The sequence below is a fragment of the Acidovorax sp. YS12 genome (assembly GCA_021496925.1).
Taxonomy (GTDB): domain Bacteria; phylum Pseudomonadota; class Gammaproteobacteria; order Burkholderiales; family Burkholderiaceae_C; genus Paenacidovorax.
In genome coordinates this window covers 352,902-368,885 of the sequence record CP053915.1, presented here as the reverse complement: position 1 = coordinate 368,885, position 15,984 = coordinate 352,902, and the positions used below count along the sequence as shown (strand labels likewise).

The following is a 15,984-nucleotide window of genomic DNA, read 5'->3' as shown; positions in this document are numbered from 1 at the left end:
CCGCAGGCAGCCACTGAACAGCCTTGACCGCAAGATTCCGCCTATCGGCGTGTCCGAAAAGACTTGACCACGACAAACCAAGTCTTGAGCGCCAACTTGGCCCCCTGCATCACAGTGCCGGCGATCAGTGAAGTCTGGTGCCAGCAAACCCGGCACTGGAACAAGGGGTGCGACACGTACGCCCACGCACTCGACTATAGGCGCTGGCCCCACAGCGTGGATAATGAAAGCCTCTGGGCCAACGCGCCTTCTCCAGCGCCGCGACACATTGCGCTTCGGTTCCGTAGTCGTTGAGAAATTCGTTCATCAACAAGCGGGGCTGGAACTGGATGCGGTTCATTGGCATGACACACCTCCGCAGAGAAAGGCTATACGCAATTACAGGATAGCCCCGCGGCTCATTCCTGGCTGAGGTTAGTTGCTAATCAGGCATTTATTTGAAATTTCTATTTCATCCGCTGTCCATTGCAGTGATGAAGGGCAAAGTGCCTGTCAGATTCGCTTGTAAAGGGCTACCTGCATTATCAGTGCGCCATCAGTGCGAACGGATGGGCGTATCAGGACGCATCCCCCAGATCAATCGTCGTGTCGTGAGTTACCCCTGCGCTCCGTCCGGCTTCACCGGTTGCCCGGATGCTGGCGACCTTCCATTTGATTCCCAATGACCGATCTGCATCTCCCTCCCCATCTTCATTGCCCCCCCCACTTCCGCGATGTCGAACCGCGAACCCCTGCCTTCTACGATTGCGACTTTTATCACACCACCACGCTACCCTCAGGCGAGATGGTTCGCGGCCAATGGGATTTGCGCGACAACGTACAAGCCTATCTAGGTGGCGTCGAGTTCGCAGGCAAATCGGTGCTCGAAATCGGTCCGGCCAGCGGCTTCCTGAGCTATCACATGGAGCGCAGTGGTGCTTTGGTCACGGCAATCGAGCCTTCGCTGGAGCGCCTGTGGGATTGTGTGCCGATGCCCGGCATCGATTTCGACGCTTGGCGCCAGGCCTTTCTCGTGTCGATACAGCGAGTCCGCAATTCTTTCTGGTACCTGCACCGCCAATACGGTTCAAGCATCCGGGTGGTGGAAACCGACCCGGAAACCCTGCCCGCGGAAGTGGGCGAGTTCGATGTAGGGGTGTTCGCATCGATGCTGCTGCATTGCCGTAGCCCGTTCTCGATCCTCGAAGGCTGCTTGGCGCAGGTGCGCGAGACCGTGATCGTCACCGATCTTCATGACAGCGCAATGGACGGCCAGCCGGTATGCCGTCTGCTGCCCGACGTACGGCACAAACAGATCGACACCTGGTGGGCCCTGTCGCCGGACTTCGTGGTGCAGGCGCTGGGAGTGCTGGGCTTTGGTAATGCCCGGGTCACCACGCACCACCAGAAACGGGATATCGACGGGCAGATGATTCCGTTGTTCACCGTTGTCGCTACCCGGAACGTGCCGATGCCGCCGCCGCGCAAGGCAACGCGACCCGGCGAGGAATGCCCCGCCCCCCGGCAGGCTATCACCCAGCGGCCCTTGCCGCTGATCCCGCCAGCGCAGCGCCCGCTGCAGCCAGACCCGGGCAGCACTGATCCGTTGCAGGGGCTGCTGACGGCAACGTGGGACGGTCTTCTGGGCGTACCCCAGCGCCTGGGGTTACCGAGCGGCTGGTGGGGCCATGTGCCCTTCGCATGCTGGCTGGTGGAGGCCTGCCAACCGGCCATGCTGGTGGAACTGGGGACACACCACGGGGTGTCTTATGCCGCCTTCTGCGAAAGCGTGCTGCGCCAGGGATTGCTGACCCGTTGTTACGCAATCGATCACTGGCGCGGCGACCAGCACAGCGGCTGCTATGACGATTCAGTTTACGAAGACCTGAAGCGCTTCAACGAGCTGCGATATGGCGCCTTTTCGGAACTGATCCGCAGGGATTTCAGCGCCGCGGCCGAAGAATTTGCCGATGGCTCGATCGACCTGCTGCACATCGACGGACTGCACACCTATGAGGCCGTGGCGCACGACTTCGGTACTTGGTTGCCCAAGCTATCCAGGCGCGGCGTGGTACTGCTCCACGACACCAACGTGTACCGCGACGACTTTGGGGTCCACCGGCTGTTCCGGGAGCTATCGCAGCAATACCCGTCGTTCGAGTTCCTGCATGGCAACGGACTGGGGGTGCTGGCCTGCGGGGCCGAGGTACCGGAAGCAATTGGCCGCTTGTGTCAGCCCGATGATCAACGCCAAATTTTGGCGGTGCGTGAAAGATTCGCCCGCCTGGGCTTCACCTGGGAATTGCAGGCCCGTGAGCACGAGCACCGAAGCGCCGCACTGGCCGCAGCGCGAATGCCTGCCAAAGCCCAGGCAGCCATTCTCGGAGAGCAGGATGCAGCGCAGACACAGGTACAGAGACTGCAGCAGCAGGTCATGGCGTTGCAGAGGTCGGTTGCAACGCAGGTGCTCATCCTGGAAGAGCGGGATGCCGCTCACGTACAGGTGCAGAGACTGCAGCAGCAGGTCGTGGCGTTGCAGAGGTCGGTTGCAACGCAGGCGCTCATCCTGGAAGAGCGGGAGGCCGCTCACGTACAGGTACAGAGACTGCAGCAGCAGGTAGAAGCGCTGCAGCGGGAAGTTGCCGAGACTCACCAGAGCAGCAGCTTGCGCGTGGCTGCCGCCGAAGAGCAGGGCCTACGCTGGGAAGGCGTGGCCCGGGAAATCACCCAAGAACGTGATGGGCTGATGCAAAGCCTGTATGACCTACAGTCGGATTCGACGGCACAGCAACAACGGTGTCAACAGCAGATCCGGATTTACGACCAGATAGTGACGGACCTGTTGCGCCGGCACGCGGAAGAAGTGGATTTCGAAAACCAGCCGCAGCATGAAGAACGCCATCCGGCAATTCCCCGACTGCTTGCTTGGTGCCGCAGCCAGCTGCCGGTCAGCTTGCCGTCCGGCCTTCAGTTCGCACGTCCGCTACTGCACCATTTGCTAATCGGGATCAACCCCGTGGCGAAGGTGGTGGCGCGCTCGACCCTTTTCGACCGGGAATGGTATCTCGCCCAGAATCCGGATATCGCCGCACTGGGGGCACACCCGGCATATCACTACACGGTCATCGGTGCCAGAACCGGCCGTGATCCCGGCCCCTGGTTTTCCACCCGCCGCTACCTGGCTCTCCACCCTGAACTGGTCGGCGCGGGGGTGAATCCCCTCTACCACTTCGAGATGGTTGGGCGTAAGGCCGGGCGTCCCCTGGGACTGAGCGGCGACATCACCATGACACCGGTGCCCGCTGTATCCGGAGTACCCATACTGCCGGCGCAGGAGGCAACTCCGCTGCCTAGCGGGACGCCAGCGCCCGGCGACAAGGCATGGCATGTGGAGCAGGCCCGGCACCAGCTGCGGGCGTTCTTGGCTGATGCTGGCAACCGGCTGACCTTCCCGCCACAGCCCGCTCCCGTGGTGTCGATCGTGGTTGTGATGTTCAACAATGCGGCACTGAACTTGCAGTGCCTGATGTCGATTCATGCGCAACAGGCAACGCCGCTCGAATTGATCGTGGTGGATAACGCCTCCTCCGATGAAACCACCATCCTGCTGGGTCGGCTCGAGGGCTGCACCGTGTTGCGCCAGCAAGAGAATCTGCACTTTCTGCGCGCCGCCAATGTCGGAGCCCGGGCCGCGCGGGGCCGTCACCTGCTGTTCCTCAACAACGACACCACCCTGGGCAGCCAAGCCTTGGCCGAGGCGTGCGGAATCCTCGACCGGGAGGCGGACGTGGGCGCGGTCGGCGGCAAGATCCTGCTGCTCGACGGCAGCCTGCAGGAGGCCGGCTCGATCATCTGGCAGGACGGCAGCACCTCAGGCTACGGGCGCGGCGCTGATCCCTTAGACCCGTCCTACCAGTTCCAACGGGACGTGGATTACTGCTCGGGCGCCTTCCTGATGGTCAGGCGGGCGGTGTTCGACCAACTGGGCGGCTTCGACCCCTTGTTCGCGCCGGCCTACTACGAGGATGCGGACCTGTGTGCCCGCATCTGGGAGGCTGGGCTGCGTGTGGTCTACAGCCCGCGCATCCAGATCGTGCACGTGGAGTCGGCCAGCTATGGCGCCGATGGCAGTATCAACCGGCACATCGTTAACAACCGGGAGCGCTTCAAGCACCGTCACGCCGTCCGGCTGCAGCGAGCCTGGGCGCGCCAGACCACAGACGAACTGCTCGCCCGGCTGGCCCCTGGCCGTTACTCGGCCCGGGTGCTGTTCATCGACGACTGCTGGCCCCTGGCCAGCCTGGGTAGTGGCCTGCCCCGGGCCCGCGAGCTACTGTCCGCCCTGTGCAAGGGCAGGGTTTTCGTAACCCACTATGCCACCAATATGGATAACGCTGTCCCCGCAATAGTCCAAGACGCGCTGGCGAAGGGAGTGGAGCGCATTACGGGTGGCCTCAGCCAGTTGTCACCGTTCCTGCACGCCCGTGCCGCACATTACAACTGCCTCATCGTCAGTCGGCCGCACAACATGCAGGCGGTGAGTGCATGGCTAGAACTGCAGCCGGAGGCAGCTGGTAGACTGCGCGTCGTCTACGATGCCGAAGCAGTCGTGGCGCCACGGGATCTGCTGCTCAGCCAGGCCCGGCCACGTGCGCCAGCGCCGGCCATGAGCCTGAGGGACGAGATGTCGCTGACGCGCAAGGCCGACACCATCGTCGCAGTCAACGAGGCCGAGGCCGGCATGTTCCGCAGCGCAGGTCGCACCGACGTGCGGGTGCTCGGGCATTGTGTGGATGTAGACCTGAGCCCGGCCCCGTTCGAGTCACGCACCAACCTGCTTTTCGTCGGCCGGCTGGCGGAGATGGACTCGCCCAATGTGGACGCTGTGGAGTGGTTCATCGAATACATCATGCCACTGCTGAATCGCCAACTCGGCAACGACTACTGCGTGGACCTAGTCGGCCTGTGCGCCGACGAACTGCGCCACCGATACGCCCACCACGGGCGCCTGCGCTTTCATGGCCGGATCGACGATCTGACACCGCACTACGCCAACGCAAGGCTATTCATCGCGCCGACACGCTTTGCCGCAGGCATACCGATCAAGGTCTACGAGGCCGCCGCACGCGGTGTGCCGGTGGTAACCACCTCCCTGCTGGGCCGGCAACTGGGTTGGGTCGATGGGGAAAGCATCATGCTGGCCGACAGCCCGCAGGCGTTTGCCCAGGCCTGCGCTGCCCTCTACCACGACGTCCAGCGCTGGTCGGCGATCCGTGAAGCTGCCGTGCAGCGCGTGCGCCATGAATGTGGCCGCCCGGCCTTTCTGCAGCGGGTGCAGGACTTGCTGGCAGGGCTGCTGACGCCACACTCTGGGGACAGCCCGTCCGCCAGCGCGGTGGCAACCGCGCCGCCATCGGGCAGATGGAATCGGACGGCTGCGGAATGGAGCCGCCCCCCCGAAGAGCGCAGCCGGGAGCACGGCATGTTCTGGATGGCTCACCCCTGGGTGGCACAGCGTCTCAATACCAAGATATCCGACGATCCACAAATCGGAACTTACCCGTATCTGAAGTCCTTGCTGCAACAACGGGGGCTACGCTTCCCTGTATCACGGGCAGCCAGCCTGGGCTCGGGATTCGGTGGTCTGGAGCGTGAACTGGTTGCACTGGCTGTGGCCGAGCGCATCGATGGCTTCGACCTGTCCGCGGATGCCGTGGCAGCGGCTCGGCAAGGGGCCAGCCAGGCCGGCATGTCGGAGCGGTTGCGTTACCAGATCTGCAATCTCGAACAGATCCAACTGGCATCCAAAGCCTACGACCTGATCGTGGCGTGCCACAGCGTGCACCACATCGACGATCTGGATCGGCTGTTCAGCCAGGTGAGGGCGGCCCTGAAGCCCGGGGGGGTCTTCTGCCTGGAGGAGTACGTTGGTCCCAACCGCTTCCAGTGGAACGATCGTCAGCTCGACGCGGCGAATGATTTTCTCCGGGGCCTGCCCGCACATTACAAACGCATGCCCAACGGCGAGGCCCGCGGTGAAGCCTTCCGGCCCGCCGTGGCCGACGTGATCGCGGTGGACCCGACCGAGGCCATCCGCTCGGCGGACATCCTGCCCACGTTGCGGCGGCATTTCCAGATTGTTGCTATGCGGCAACTCGGTGGCGCCGTCCTGCACAACGCCTTGTATGGGATTGCCCAGAACTTCGACCCCGAAGTGGCCGAGGACCGGCAGTGGCTGGACGCACTGTTTAACCAGGAGGACCGCCTGATGGCCGAGGGCGTGCTGGGGTCGGATTTCGCGGTGATCGTCGCGGCCAAACCAAGGGAGTGCGACACCAATCATGCATGAGACTGCTTACCACTCCGGCCGCCTGTTCTTCCAGACTTATGCCAGAGACGACTGGACGCAGGCACTTGAAATCGGCAGCGCAGACGTCAATGGCGCCCTGCGCGACCTTTGCCCGCCCCAGGTGCATTATGTGGGCTTGGATCGGCTCCCCGGGCCAGGCGTGGATCTGGTGGCCGATCTGAACCACGGCCTGCCCTTCGCAGCCGGAAGCTTTGACGTGGTGCTGTCGAGCTCGACCCTGGAGCACGATCCGGCCTTCTGGGACACCTTCTGCAACGCAGTCCGTCTACTCAAACCCGCCGGGCTGCTCTACCTCTGCGCGCCCAGCAACAATGGCTTCCACCGCCATCCGGTGGACTGCTGGCGCTTCTATCCGGACGCCAGCAAGGCGCTGGAAAATTGGGCGCACCGGCAGGGCCTGATGATCGAGCTGGTCGAGTCCTTCACCTCCCCACCGGCTGAATCGGGCTGGTCGGATTTCATCGCCATCTTCAGCAAGCCGCCGCATCGCTTTCGAGCGAACGCACGGCTCTGGCAGCAGCGCCAGGCCCAGAACATTTGGGACATCGACCATGCCGCGTTGCTGCACCCCAGCGGCGATACCTTCGACATGCAGGTATACGCCAAACTGCAGGCCGAACTCGCCGCCTGCCAGCAGGAGAATCAGCAACTGCGCCGTCAGCTCGCCATGCTGTCGCGGGAGATCGATGCTGCCTACCGTGCCCTAGCGGAACTAGCGCCGCCGTCGGGCTCTACCCCGGCGGACTGATCTCCCAGGCTGCCATGGCGGCCAGCCCCACTGGCTGATCGCGACGAGTGGCGCATCGCGGTACTCCTCTGCGCTTCGACGCGAAGATGACTAGGTAGGCAACCTTTTCCATCAGCCCGGCAATGTCGGGCCGCTTCACGTCCGGCACCTTCTTGCGACCGATTAACGGAACGATGCAGCGGTCGATGACCGCCTGATAGCCGCGCTGCGTGCTGGGCTTGTTGCGCTTCTTTGAGTAGTCCTCCATGAACTTCTTGCACAACTCCGCGACCGTTGGTGCCTTGCGGGCCCCCGGCCTTGGCACCACCGGGATCGCCGCCCCGGCGAACCTCGGCGAGCCAGTCCTGTGCCATGACGCGGGCCTGCTCCACGGTCAGTTCGCCGAATAGCCCCAAGGCGGGCTTGCGACGATCGCCAGCGTTCGTGCGGTACTGGAGCATGAACACCTTGCTGCCCGCCGGGGTGATCTTGCACAAGAAGCCGGGCACCACGGTATCCCGCAATTCGACGGCCTTGTCCTCGGGTTGCGCCGCATCGACTGCGGACTTGGTGAGCTTGATTTTCGCCATGATGACTCCTTGGAACAACCCGATTCCAGGAGCCAGATAGGAGCAGCGCGAGGGGAAACCAGGTCAGGTTTCAGAAAGCACCGGCATATGATGGACGCGCGTAAGTTATTGATAAACCTGCTGTATCTGTCTTCAGCGCAGTCCAACGAAGTACCGGGCTGGAGTCATCGTGAAACAAAAAAAGGCTCCAGCGCTTATGCAGCAAGCGCTGGAAGCTTTTTTTTTCAGGAGCATCCGGAGTTGATGGCTTCCAGGGAATAGGGGTTGCGCACTGCATTGCGCACCATAAGGCCCGCAGCCAGCCACGAAAAAACCGCCACCCCTCGCCTATGATGCGCCCTCCCCGCGCAGCCACGTTCCGGCCGCGCGGCCTTCCCGGCCCTCCGTTTCCTCCTTGGACATGAGCACCCAAGCCCTCTGGGTTTTCTCCCTGCTGGCCGCCTGCGTGGCCTGCTTCATCGCCAACCGGCCGCGCATGGACGCCGTGGCCCTCACCGCCATGGTGCTGCTGGTCGCCAGCGGCACGCTGAGCCTGCAGGAAGCCCTGGCCGGCTTCAGCGACCCCGCCGTCATCATGGTGGCGGCGTTCTTCGTCATCGGCGAGGGGCTCGCACGCACGGGCGTGGCCTACCGCGTCGGCGACTGGCTGGTGCGCCGCGCGGGCCGCAGCGAAACCCGCCTGCTGGTGCTGCTGATGCTGTCGGTGGCGCTGCTGGGGTCGGTGATGAGTTCCACGGCCGTGGTGGCGGTGTTCATTCCGGTGGTGCTGGGCATGGCGCGGCGCATGGGCACCGCGCCAGGGCGGCTCATGCTGCCGCTGGCCTATGCCGGGCTGGTGAGCGGCATGCTCACGCTGGTCGGCACACCGCCGAACCTGGTGGTCAACGGCGAGCTGGCGCGCGCCGGGTTCGCGGGCTTCGGCTTCTTCGATTTCACGCCCGTGGGCCTGCTCGTGCTGGCCCTGGGGGTGGGCTACATGCTGCTGGCGCGCCGCTGGCTGGCCGACCGGCCGGCGCCGGCCGCCTCCACGGCCGGGCAGCGCCGCCGCCGCATGCACGAACTGGCCGAAGCCTACGGCCTGAGCGAGCGCGCACGCCGCGTGCAGGTGGAAAGCGGCTCCCCCCTGGCGGGCCAGACCCTGGGGGCGCTGGCGCTGCGCACGCGCCACGGCGTGAACGTGATCGCCATGGAACGCCCGCACCGCTTCGGGCCGGACACGCTCACCACCTCGGCCCGGCATGAAATCGCCGCGGGCGACATCCTGCTGCTGGACTTCGCGCACTGCGCGCAGGCGCCCGAAGCCTTCCTGGCCGGGATGCGGCTCAAGGAGCTGCGCATGCGCTCCAGCTACCTCACCGACCTGTCGCACGGCATCGGGCTGGCCGAAGTGACGGTGCCGCCCGGCTCCAGCCTCATCGGCAGCACCATCGTGCAGTTGCGCATGCGCTCGCAGCGCAGCCTGAACGTGATGGGCCTGCGCCGCAACGGGCGCTCGCTGGGCGAGCGCCTGCTGGAAACCCGGCTGCGCATGGGCGACACGCTGCTGATCGCGGGCACCTGGAAGGGCATCCGGCGGCTGCACACGCAGGCCAGCGACTTCCTGGTGCTGACCCTGCCCGCCGAACTGGACGAAGTGGCCCCCGCCGCCCGCCGCGCACCGCTGGCGCTGCTGGCCCTGGCCGTCACCGTGGGCCTGATGGTGAGCGGCGCGGTGCCCAACGCCATCGCGGCGCTCACGGGCTGCCTGCTCATGGCCGCCTTCGGCTGCGTGGGCGGCAACAGTGCCTACCGCAGCCTGCACTGGCAGAGCCTGGTCCTGATCGTGGGCATGCTGCCCTTCGCCACCGCGCTGCAAAAGCTCGGCGGCATCGACAGCGCCGTGCAGGCGCTACTGGGCCTGACGGGCAGCGCGTCGCCGCGCGCCGTGCTGGCCCTGCTGTTCGCGCTGACGGCGGCCGTGGGCCTGTTCATCTCGAACACCGCCACGGCCGTGCTGATGGCGCCCATCGCGCTGGGGCTGGCGCAGCAGATGGGCGCGTCGCCCTACCCCTTCGCCCTCACCACGGCGCTGGCCGCCTCGGCGGCCTTCATGACGCCGGTGTCCTCGCCCGTCAACACGCTGGTCGTCGGGCCGGGGCAGTACCGCTTCATGGACTTCGTGCGCATCGGCGTGCCGTTCGCGCTGCTGGTCATGGCGGTGTGCGTGGCGGTGGTGCCGTGGCTGTTTCCGTTTTGACGACCATGCCCGCCCACGAACTGCGCATCGCGGATTCCCCCGCCTCCATCCCTTGCGCCGCCTGGGACGCCCTGCTCGCCGCCCAGCCCCACCCCACGCCGTTCATGCGCCACGCCTACCTGGCCGCGCTGCACGACAGCGGCAGCGCCACGCCGCGCACCGGCTGGGCGCCGCGCTTTTTCATGCTGTGGCAGGGCGATGAACTGGTGGCCGCCTGCCCGCTGTACCTCAAGGGCCACTCGTATGGCGAATACGTCTTCGACTGGGCCTGGGCCAGGGCCTACGAGGAACACGGCCTGCCCTACTACCCCAAGGCGGTGGTGGCCGTGCCCTTCACGCCCGTGCCAGGGGCCCGCCTTCTGGCGCGCGACGCCGGCGCGCGCGCCCTGCTGGTGCGGGCCATGCGCCAATGGTGCGAAGCGGAGAACATCTCCTCCCTGCACGTGCTGTTCGCCAGCGACGGCGACCTGCAAGCCTGCGCCGCGCAGGGGCTGATGCAGCGCCACGCGGTGCAGTTCCACTGGCAGAACGATGGCTACGCCGACTTCGACGGCTTCCTCGCCAGCCTGACGCAGGACAAGCGCCGCAAGATCCGCCAGGAACGCCGCAAGGTGCGCGAGGCGGGCGTCACGTTCCGCTGGGCGCGCGGCACGGACATCACGCAGGCGGACTGGGACTTCTTCTACCGCTGCTATGAGCGCACCTATCTCGAACACGGCAACCCGCCCTACCTCACGCGCGACTTCTTCGCCCGCATGGCGGCGCACATGCCGGGCCACTGGCTGCTGTTCACCGCCGAGCGCGGCGGCCGCCCGATTGCTAGCAGTTTGATAGCTGTCAGCGCTTGCCCATCAAGCGCTGGAGGCCCAAAAGACCATGAAAACCTGGTGGCCTACGGCCGCTACTGGGGCGCGCTGGAGCGCGTGGACTGCCTGCATTTCGAGGCCTGCTACTACCAGCCGCTGCAGTGGTGCATCGACCATGGCGTGCAGCGCTTCGAGGGCGGCGCGCAGGGCGAGCACAAGATGGCGCGCGCCCTGCTGCCAGTGCCGACGGCAAGCGCGCACTGGCTGGCCCACCCAGCCTTTGCCGATGCGGTGCAGCGCTTCCTGTCGCGCGAGGACGAAGGCATGGCGCACTACCTGGAAACGCTGCAGGCGCGCAGCCCATTCAAGCCGCCGGGCTGAAGGCGCGCGCTTTTCGCCTACAATCCCCGGTTGACGGGCCTCCTCGCATGGGGAAGCGGCCAACCGGGTCAGGTGGGGAACCAAGCAGCCCTAACCGTGGATACAGTGCCGGGGGTAAGGCTCGTCAACTTCCCCCTCTTTTTCTCTGCCTACGCAGGCACGCCCACGATCACGCTGGACGCCTTGAACAGCGCCGCCGCCTGCGCGCCCACGGCCAGGCCCAGGCTGTCTGCGCTTTCGTTGGTAATGATGGCGGCCACCGCGCCGCCGCCCGGCAGGCCGATCACCACCTCGGTATTCACTGCGCCCTTTTGCACGCGCGTCACCTGGCCCTGCAGATGGTTGCGCGCCGAGAACTTCGCACCCTGCCCCTGCGTCACCACGATCACGGAGGATGCCTTGATGAGCGCGAACGCCTCGGCCCCGGCCTGCAGGCCCAGGCCCACCGCGCTGCCATGCGTGACGATGGCCACGATGGCGCCCAGCCCCGGCACCTCCAGTTCGATTTCGTCGTTGACCGCCCCGGCCACCACGCGGGAGACCTTGCCGGAGAATTGGTTGCGTGCGCTGGTTTTCATGCTGACATTCCTTTCAAGAACCGGGAAAACGCCCGGCGCGTGCCTGATTCTCGGCCCGCACAGGGTTCTCCCTGGCGCGGCCAAGGGCTTTGCTCACAGCGGCTGCACACTGACCGCCACGTCGGCGGGCGGTGCGTGGTGCAGGCTGCTGGTGACCAGCGCGTCCACCCCGCTGGCGGCGTAGTCGGCCACGTTGCCCGCGTGGATGCCGCCCGCCGCCAGCAGCCCCAGCCGGGGGTGCCGGGCGCGCAGCAGCGGGCACCACTGGCGCAGCGCCTCGGGCGCCGCCTTGTCGAACTGCACCACGTCGGCCCCGGCGGCCACGGCCTGCTGGGCTTCTTCGAGGGAATGCGCTTCGATCACGCAGGTCTTCTCGGCCAGCACCGGGGCCACCGCCGCCAGGCGCCCGGCCACACCCGCCCAGCCGCCGGCCAGCGCGCGGTGCTGGGGGAACACCAGCACCGTCTCGCCCACCCCCAGCCGGTGCGGGTAGGCACCGCCGCTGAGCGTGGCCTTGAGCGCGATGCGGCGCAGGCCCGGCGCATGCTTGCGCGTGGTGAGCACGGCCACCTGCGGCGCCACGGCGCGCACGGCCCGCACCATGGCGGCGGTGGCCGTGGCCACGCCGCAGGCGTACTCCAGCAGGTTCTGCGCCACCTTCCAGGCGCGCAGCAGGGCCGCCGCATCGCCCGTGGCGGCCAGCAGCTCGGCCCCTGCCGCCAGGGGCTGGCCGCTGGGCACCAGGCGCTCCACCTGCCCGCCGCAGTGCTGCACGACGCGCGCGGCCTCCTCGGTGCAGGCCGCCACGCCCGCACCGCGCAGCGTGAAGGCGATGCGCGCGGGCTGGCCGCCCACGGCGAGCAGGTGCGTGGTCAGGTCCAGCAGCGGCGCGTCCTCGGCAATCCAGGCGTCGATCGTGGCATGGTCGAAAAATACGGAATTCACAGCGTCCCCCAACGGCGTAGAAACACAAAGGCCGCCAGCGCCACGGCGCCCAGCAGCAGCGACAGTGCGTTGGCACAGGCCCAATGCCCGTCCAGCACATGGTTGTAGATGGCCAGCGACAGCGTTTCGGTGCGCCCGGCGATGTTGCCGCCCAGCATCAGCGACAGCCCCACCTCGCCCAGCCCGCGCCCGCCCGCCAGCACCAGCCCGGCGGCGATGCCCCGGCGCGCCAGCGGCAGGTCGATGCGCCAGAACACGCTCCAGGGCCGGTGCCCCAGCAGCGCCGCCGCCTCGCGCACGCGCGGCGCGATGCCCGCGAAAGCCGCCTGCACGGGCTTGACCATGAGCGGCAGCCCCGCCACGAAGGCCGCGATCACCAGCCCGGCCGGGGTGAACACCACGGCAGGCTGCAGCGCCGGGGGCAGCCACTGCGCCAGCCAGCCCTGGCGCCCCAGCAGCAACAGCAACCCGTAGCCCAGCACGATAGGCGGAAACACCAGCGGCAGCGTGACCAGCGCATCCAGCAGCCCCTGCCCGGCAAAGCGCCCGCGCGCCAGCAGCCACGCCAGGGCCGTGCCCACCAGCAGTTGCAGGGCCAGGCTCCAGCCGACCACGCCGAAGGTGAGCGGCCACGGCGCCGCGGGGCACACGCCGCCCATCACATGCCGTGGCGTTCGAGCACGCGCCGGGCCGCGGGCGAGGCCAAGTAGCCGAGGAAGGCGCGCACCGCCGCGCCCTCGGCCCGCCCCTTGAGCACGCCGGCGCTCAGCGCGATCGGGTCGTAGCAGTCCTGCGGCGCGTCGATGCGCGCGCCCACGCGGCCCTGCAGCGCCAGCGCCTCGGTGCGGTTGACGAAGCCCGCATCCACCTCGCCCGTGGCCACATAGGCGCTCACCTGCGGCACGGTGGCCACTTCCAGCAGGCGCCCGGCCAGCGGCTGCGCCAGGCCCAGGCGGGCCAGGCAGGTGGCGGCGGCGTTGCCGTAGACGGCCTTGGTGCGGTCGGGCAGCGCAATGCGCCGAAAGCGCGCCTCGCGCAAGTCCGCCAAGGCCGCCAGCGGCTGGCCCGGCGCCGTCACCAGCACCAGGGCACCCGTGCCCAGGGGCACGAAACGCTCGGCCAGCCCCATGGGTTCGAGAAAGGCCTGGTCGCCAATCAGCAGCGCGATCTCGGGGTTCTGCCGCGCCTGGGTCTCAACCTGCTTCATGTTGCCGAAGCTGGCCTCGGCGCGGATGCCATGGGCTGCCGAGAAGCCCTCCAGCAGCTCGAGCACCGGCTTGCGGTAGCCCGCGCCGGCGGCCACCAGCAGGGTGTCGGCGGCCCAGGCGTGCGCCGCCCAGAAAGTGGACAGGAAGAGCACACAAGTCAGGAAAAAATGTTGCATAAGGGGGCCTTTCACCCGCAAAGACAAGCGCATTGACCGGCTTGCCGATCAGTTTTCAGGGTTCAGAAACAGGCTCACATCCTCGTTGCCGAGGCGATAGCCATAGAAGGTTTCGTAGAAGCGCCGTGTTTCCTGGCGCATATCGATCGACGCAAACACCTGCGGGTACAGCGTCTGGGCCAGCCAAAGCGGTTGCAGCGCCACCTCGCAGGTTTCGCGGCACCACCAGAACAACCCTTTGGGGTTCACATGCACGCGCCCGGCCTTGACTGCCCCGATGCCGCGCCAGCGCCGGTCGTTCCGGATCATCTCGGCATCGCGCGCATGCATCACCACGATCACGTCGGGATCGGCCTGCAGGATTTGTTCGATCGAGACGGCTCCGGCACTGGCGCCGGTAAACCACGGCTCCGCCACGTTCACCGCGCCAGCAATGTCCATCCAGTCCTGGTTCAAAGAAGGGCGGCCCGATGACTGCATGGCGCTGCCCATGGCATGAAACACCTTCAGGCGCTGCCGCTGCGGCACCTGGGCGACCGCTTGGCGCACGCGATCCACGGTGCTCCGGTAGTAGCGCTCGAAAGCCTGGGCGCGCTGCGGTGCCTGGCCCCCCAGGATTTCTGCCGTAATGCGCGTGCGCTCGACCATGGCCTCCAGTGCGTTGTAGCGCAGGCTGACCACCGGGATGCGCGCGGCCTGCAGGCGTGCCTGCGCGGCCGGCGGCAACTCGCCCGCAACGAACAGCACGTCGGGTTGCACCTCCAGCAGGGCTTCGATGTTGACATCCCCGGCCCCGGCTCCCGCGATCACGGCCTGCTCGATGCCGGGCACGAATCTACGGAAGTTGGGCATGGACCGCACGATGCGCGTGGTGGCAACGATGCGCTCCCCAGCGCCCAGCATGGCAAGGATGGAGTTTTGCGCCTCCCAGGTCGTGGCCACCCTGCGCACCACGGCGGGCACGCGCACGCGCTTGCCTTCGTAGTAGGTGATTTCACGGTAGCCATCGTCAACAGACGCCGTGGCCTGGGCTGCGGGGCACAGCCATTGCAGGACACCTGCCAGGCCCGTTTGCAGCAGCCGCCGCCGCTGGATAGCGCTGGTGCCCGCAGGCGGGTTCGCATGGGTGTTCATGCAGGAACTCCTGCCGCAGGCGCGTCGGCTGAAGGCGCCTGTGTTGACCAGGACAGCACGACACTGCGCGAGGTCAACCGCAGGCGCACGCCGCCGTTCTCGGCGCAGCAAAACGGCTGCAGGTTGCGCTTGAACTGCGCCATCCGCCCCGCAGGCACGTCCAGCCAGGCAAAGTCGGCCAGGAGCGCAGCATCGTCCGCGTACCAGTTGGTGAACCCATCCGGGATGTAGTTGACGCTGGCCTGGATGCCCATCGCCGCCAGCCGGTTGAACAGCAGCACATGCCCGCTCGGCTGGCAGGGCACGGCCCCAAGGGCAGGGCTCCTGCGCACTTCGGGGTCTATGCCATCCATCAGCCAATCATGGAACTGTTTCAGGCTGGGGCCCGCGAACAGGAAGATGTAAACCGCCCGGCGGGCGGCAGCGTGCAGCTTGCGCAGGTCTCGCGTTGCCGGAGAGCGGCATGCGACCACCACGTCATGCCTCTCCAGGTTGACGCCCAATACGGCATCGCCCCATGGCAGATGCAGCGGCGTGACGTTGCCCACCCCTGCCGATACCGCGTTGCGCTCCAGAATGTCGAGCATGGCGCGCGACACGTCCAGCGCCGTCACGCGATGCACCCTGCGCGCCAGCTCCAGGCTCAGACGGCCCGTGCCAGCGCCCACGTCCAGGACAGAATCCCCCGGGCACAGGGCCATCGCCTGCACCTGGCACAAAGTGGCCTGTGCCTGCAGACGGCTGAAGCCGTCGTACCGCCGGGCGAACCCATCCCACAACGCAGGTTCGTCAAACCCCGGCGAACTCGTGAGTTCGCTCAGTAACTCCCAGTCAATCAGTTGGCGCATCACGCT

At 66.7% G+C, this 15,984-nt stretch carries 10 protein-coding genes, 1 other RNA gene and 3 pseudogenes; 6 read left to right on the top strand and 8 right to left on the bottom strand.

The genetic code is table 11. The features are described from left to right. Positions 1 to 65: 65 nt before the first annotated feature. Positions 66 to 346: pseudogene (locus YS110_01705) on the bottom strand (transposase). A 315-nt stretch (positions 347 to 661) separates the two neighbouring features. Between YS110_01705 and YS110_01700 the strand changes: the two are divergent. Next, on the top strand, positions 662 to 6,328 hold the full coding sequence (locus YS110_01700; GenBank protein UJB63561.1) for a glycosyltransferase: 5,667 nt from the start codon (positions 662 to 664) through the stop codon (positions 6,326 to 6,328). Next, complete coding sequence (locus YS110_01695; GenBank protein ID UJB63560.1) at positions 6,321 to 7,097, top strand: class I SAM-dependent methyltransferase; 777 nt, start codon at positions 6,321 to 6,323, stop codon at positions 7,095 to 7,097. Before YS110_01700 ends, YS110_01695 begins: the two co-directional genes overlap by 8 nt. A gap of 94 nt (positions 7,098 to 7,191) precedes the next feature. Here the strand turns inward: YS110_01695 and YS110_01690 are convergent. Further along, positions 7,192 to 7,666: pseudogene (locus tag YS110_01690) on the bottom strand (integrase arm-type DNA-binding domain-containing protein). A gap of 87 nt (positions 7,667 to 7,753) precedes the next feature. Between YS110_01690 and YS110_01685 the strand changes: the two are divergent. The 4 genes from YS110_01685 to ffs all read left to right on the top strand — a co-directional run bounded on the left by YS110_01685 (position 7,754) and on the right by ffs (position 11,218). Beyond that, entirely contained in the window at positions 7,754 to 7,927 is a 174-nt protein-coding gene (locus tag YS110_01685; protein ID UJB63559.1) for a hypothetical protein, read from the top strand. Between the two features lie 139 nt (positions 7,928 to 8,066). After that, positions 8,067 to 9,902, top strand: coding sequence for an SLC13 family permease (locus tag YS110_01680; GenBank protein UJB63558.1), 1,836 nt, complete (start codon positions 8,067 to 8,069; stop codon positions 9,900 to 9,902). A 5-nt stretch (positions 9,903 to 9,907) separates the two neighbouring features. Beyond that, positions 9,908 to 11,089, top strand: a complete 1,182-nt coding sequence (locus YS110_01675) for an N-acetyltransferase (protein ID UJB63557.1) — start codon at positions 9,908 to 9,910, stop codon at positions 11,087 to 11,089. Positions 11,090 to 11,121: 32 nt separating this feature from the next. Continuing rightward, positions 11,122 to 11,218: signal recognition particle sRNA small type (gene ffs / locus YS110_01670), an RNA gene on the top strand. 20 nt (positions 11,219 to 11,238) lie between these two features. Here ffs and YS110_01665 read toward each other — a convergent pair. From YS110_01665 to YS110_01640, 6 genes and pseudogenes are all read right to left on the bottom strand, one after another. Next, positions 11,239 to 11,688, bottom strand: a pseudogene (locus YS110_01665) (TOBE domain-containing protein). Positions 11,689 to 11,760: 72 nt separating this feature from the next. After that, on the bottom strand, positions 11,761 to 12,612 hold the full coding sequence (gene modD / locus YS110_01660) for a ModD protein (GenBank protein UJB63556.1): 852 nt from the start codon (positions 12,610 to 12,612) through the stop codon (positions 11,761 to 11,763). Continuing rightward, a complete protein-coding gene (locus tag YS110_01655; GenBank protein UJB63555.1) occupies positions 12,609 to 13,271 on the bottom strand; it encodes an ABC transporter permease subunit in 663 nt (220 codons plus the stop codon). The genes modD and YS110_01655 overlap by 4 nt, the downstream gene beginning before the upstream one ends. Then, on the bottom strand, positions 13,271 to 13,996 hold the full coding sequence (gene modA, locus YS110_01650) for a molybdate ABC transporter substrate-binding protein (protein ID UJB63554.1): 726 nt from the start codon (positions 13,994 to 13,996) through the stop codon (positions 13,271 to 13,273). The genes YS110_01655 and modA overlap by 1 nt, the downstream gene beginning before the upstream one ends. Positions 13,997 to 14,044: 48 nt before the next feature. Beyond that, positions 14,045 to 15,130: an ABC transporter substrate-binding protein gene (locus YS110_01645; GenBank protein UJB63553.1), complete on the bottom strand. Its 1,086-nt coding sequence runs from the start codon at positions 15,128 to 15,130 to the stop codon at positions 14,045 to 14,047. Beyond that, on the bottom strand, positions 15,127 to 15,978 hold the full coding sequence (locus tag YS110_01640; GenBank protein ID UJB63552.1) for a class I SAM-dependent methyltransferase: 852 nt from the start codon (positions 15,976 to 15,978) through the stop codon (positions 15,127 to 15,129). Before YS110_01640 ends, YS110_01645 begins: the two co-directional genes overlap by 4 nt. Positions 15,979 to 15,984: the final 6 nt, after the last annotated feature.

Excerpts from the sequence above, each read along its gene's own strand:
- YS110_01680 (UJB63558.1), top strand. The coding sequence starts at position 8,067 with ATGAGCACCCAAGCCCTCTGGGTTTTCTCCCTGCTGGCCGCCTGCGTG.
- YS110_01640 (UJB63552.1), bottom strand. The coding sequence starts at position 15,978 with ATGCGCCAACTGATTGACTGGGAGTTACTGAGCGAACTCACGAGTTCG.
- YS110_01685 (UJB63559.1), top strand. The coding sequence starts at position 7,754 with ATGATGGACGCGCGTAAGTTATTGATAAACCTGCTGTATCTGTCTTCA.
- YS110_01695 (UJB63560.1), top strand. The coding sequence starts at position 6,321 with ATGCATGAGACTGCTTACCACTCCGGCCGCCTGTTCTTCCAGACTTAT.
- YS110_01700 (UJB63561.1), top strand. The coding sequence starts at position 662 with ATGACCGATCTGCATCTCCCTCCCCATCTTCATTGCCCCCCCCACTTC.
- YS110_01675 (UJB63557.1), top strand. The coding sequence starts at position 9,908 with ATGCCCGCCCACGAACTGCGCATCGCGGATTCCCCCGCCTCCATCCCT.
- modA (UJB63554.1), bottom strand. The coding sequence starts at position 13,996 with ATGCAACATTTTTTCCTGACTTGTGTGCTCTTCCTGTCCACTTTCTGG.
- YS110_01655 (UJB63555.1), bottom strand. The coding sequence starts at position 13,271 with ATGGGCGGCGTGTGCCCCGCGGCGCCGTGGCCGCTCACCTTCGGCGTG.
- YS110_01645 (UJB63553.1), bottom strand. The coding sequence starts at position 15,130 with ATGAACACCCATGCGAACCCGCCTGCGGGCACCAGCGCTATCCAGCGG.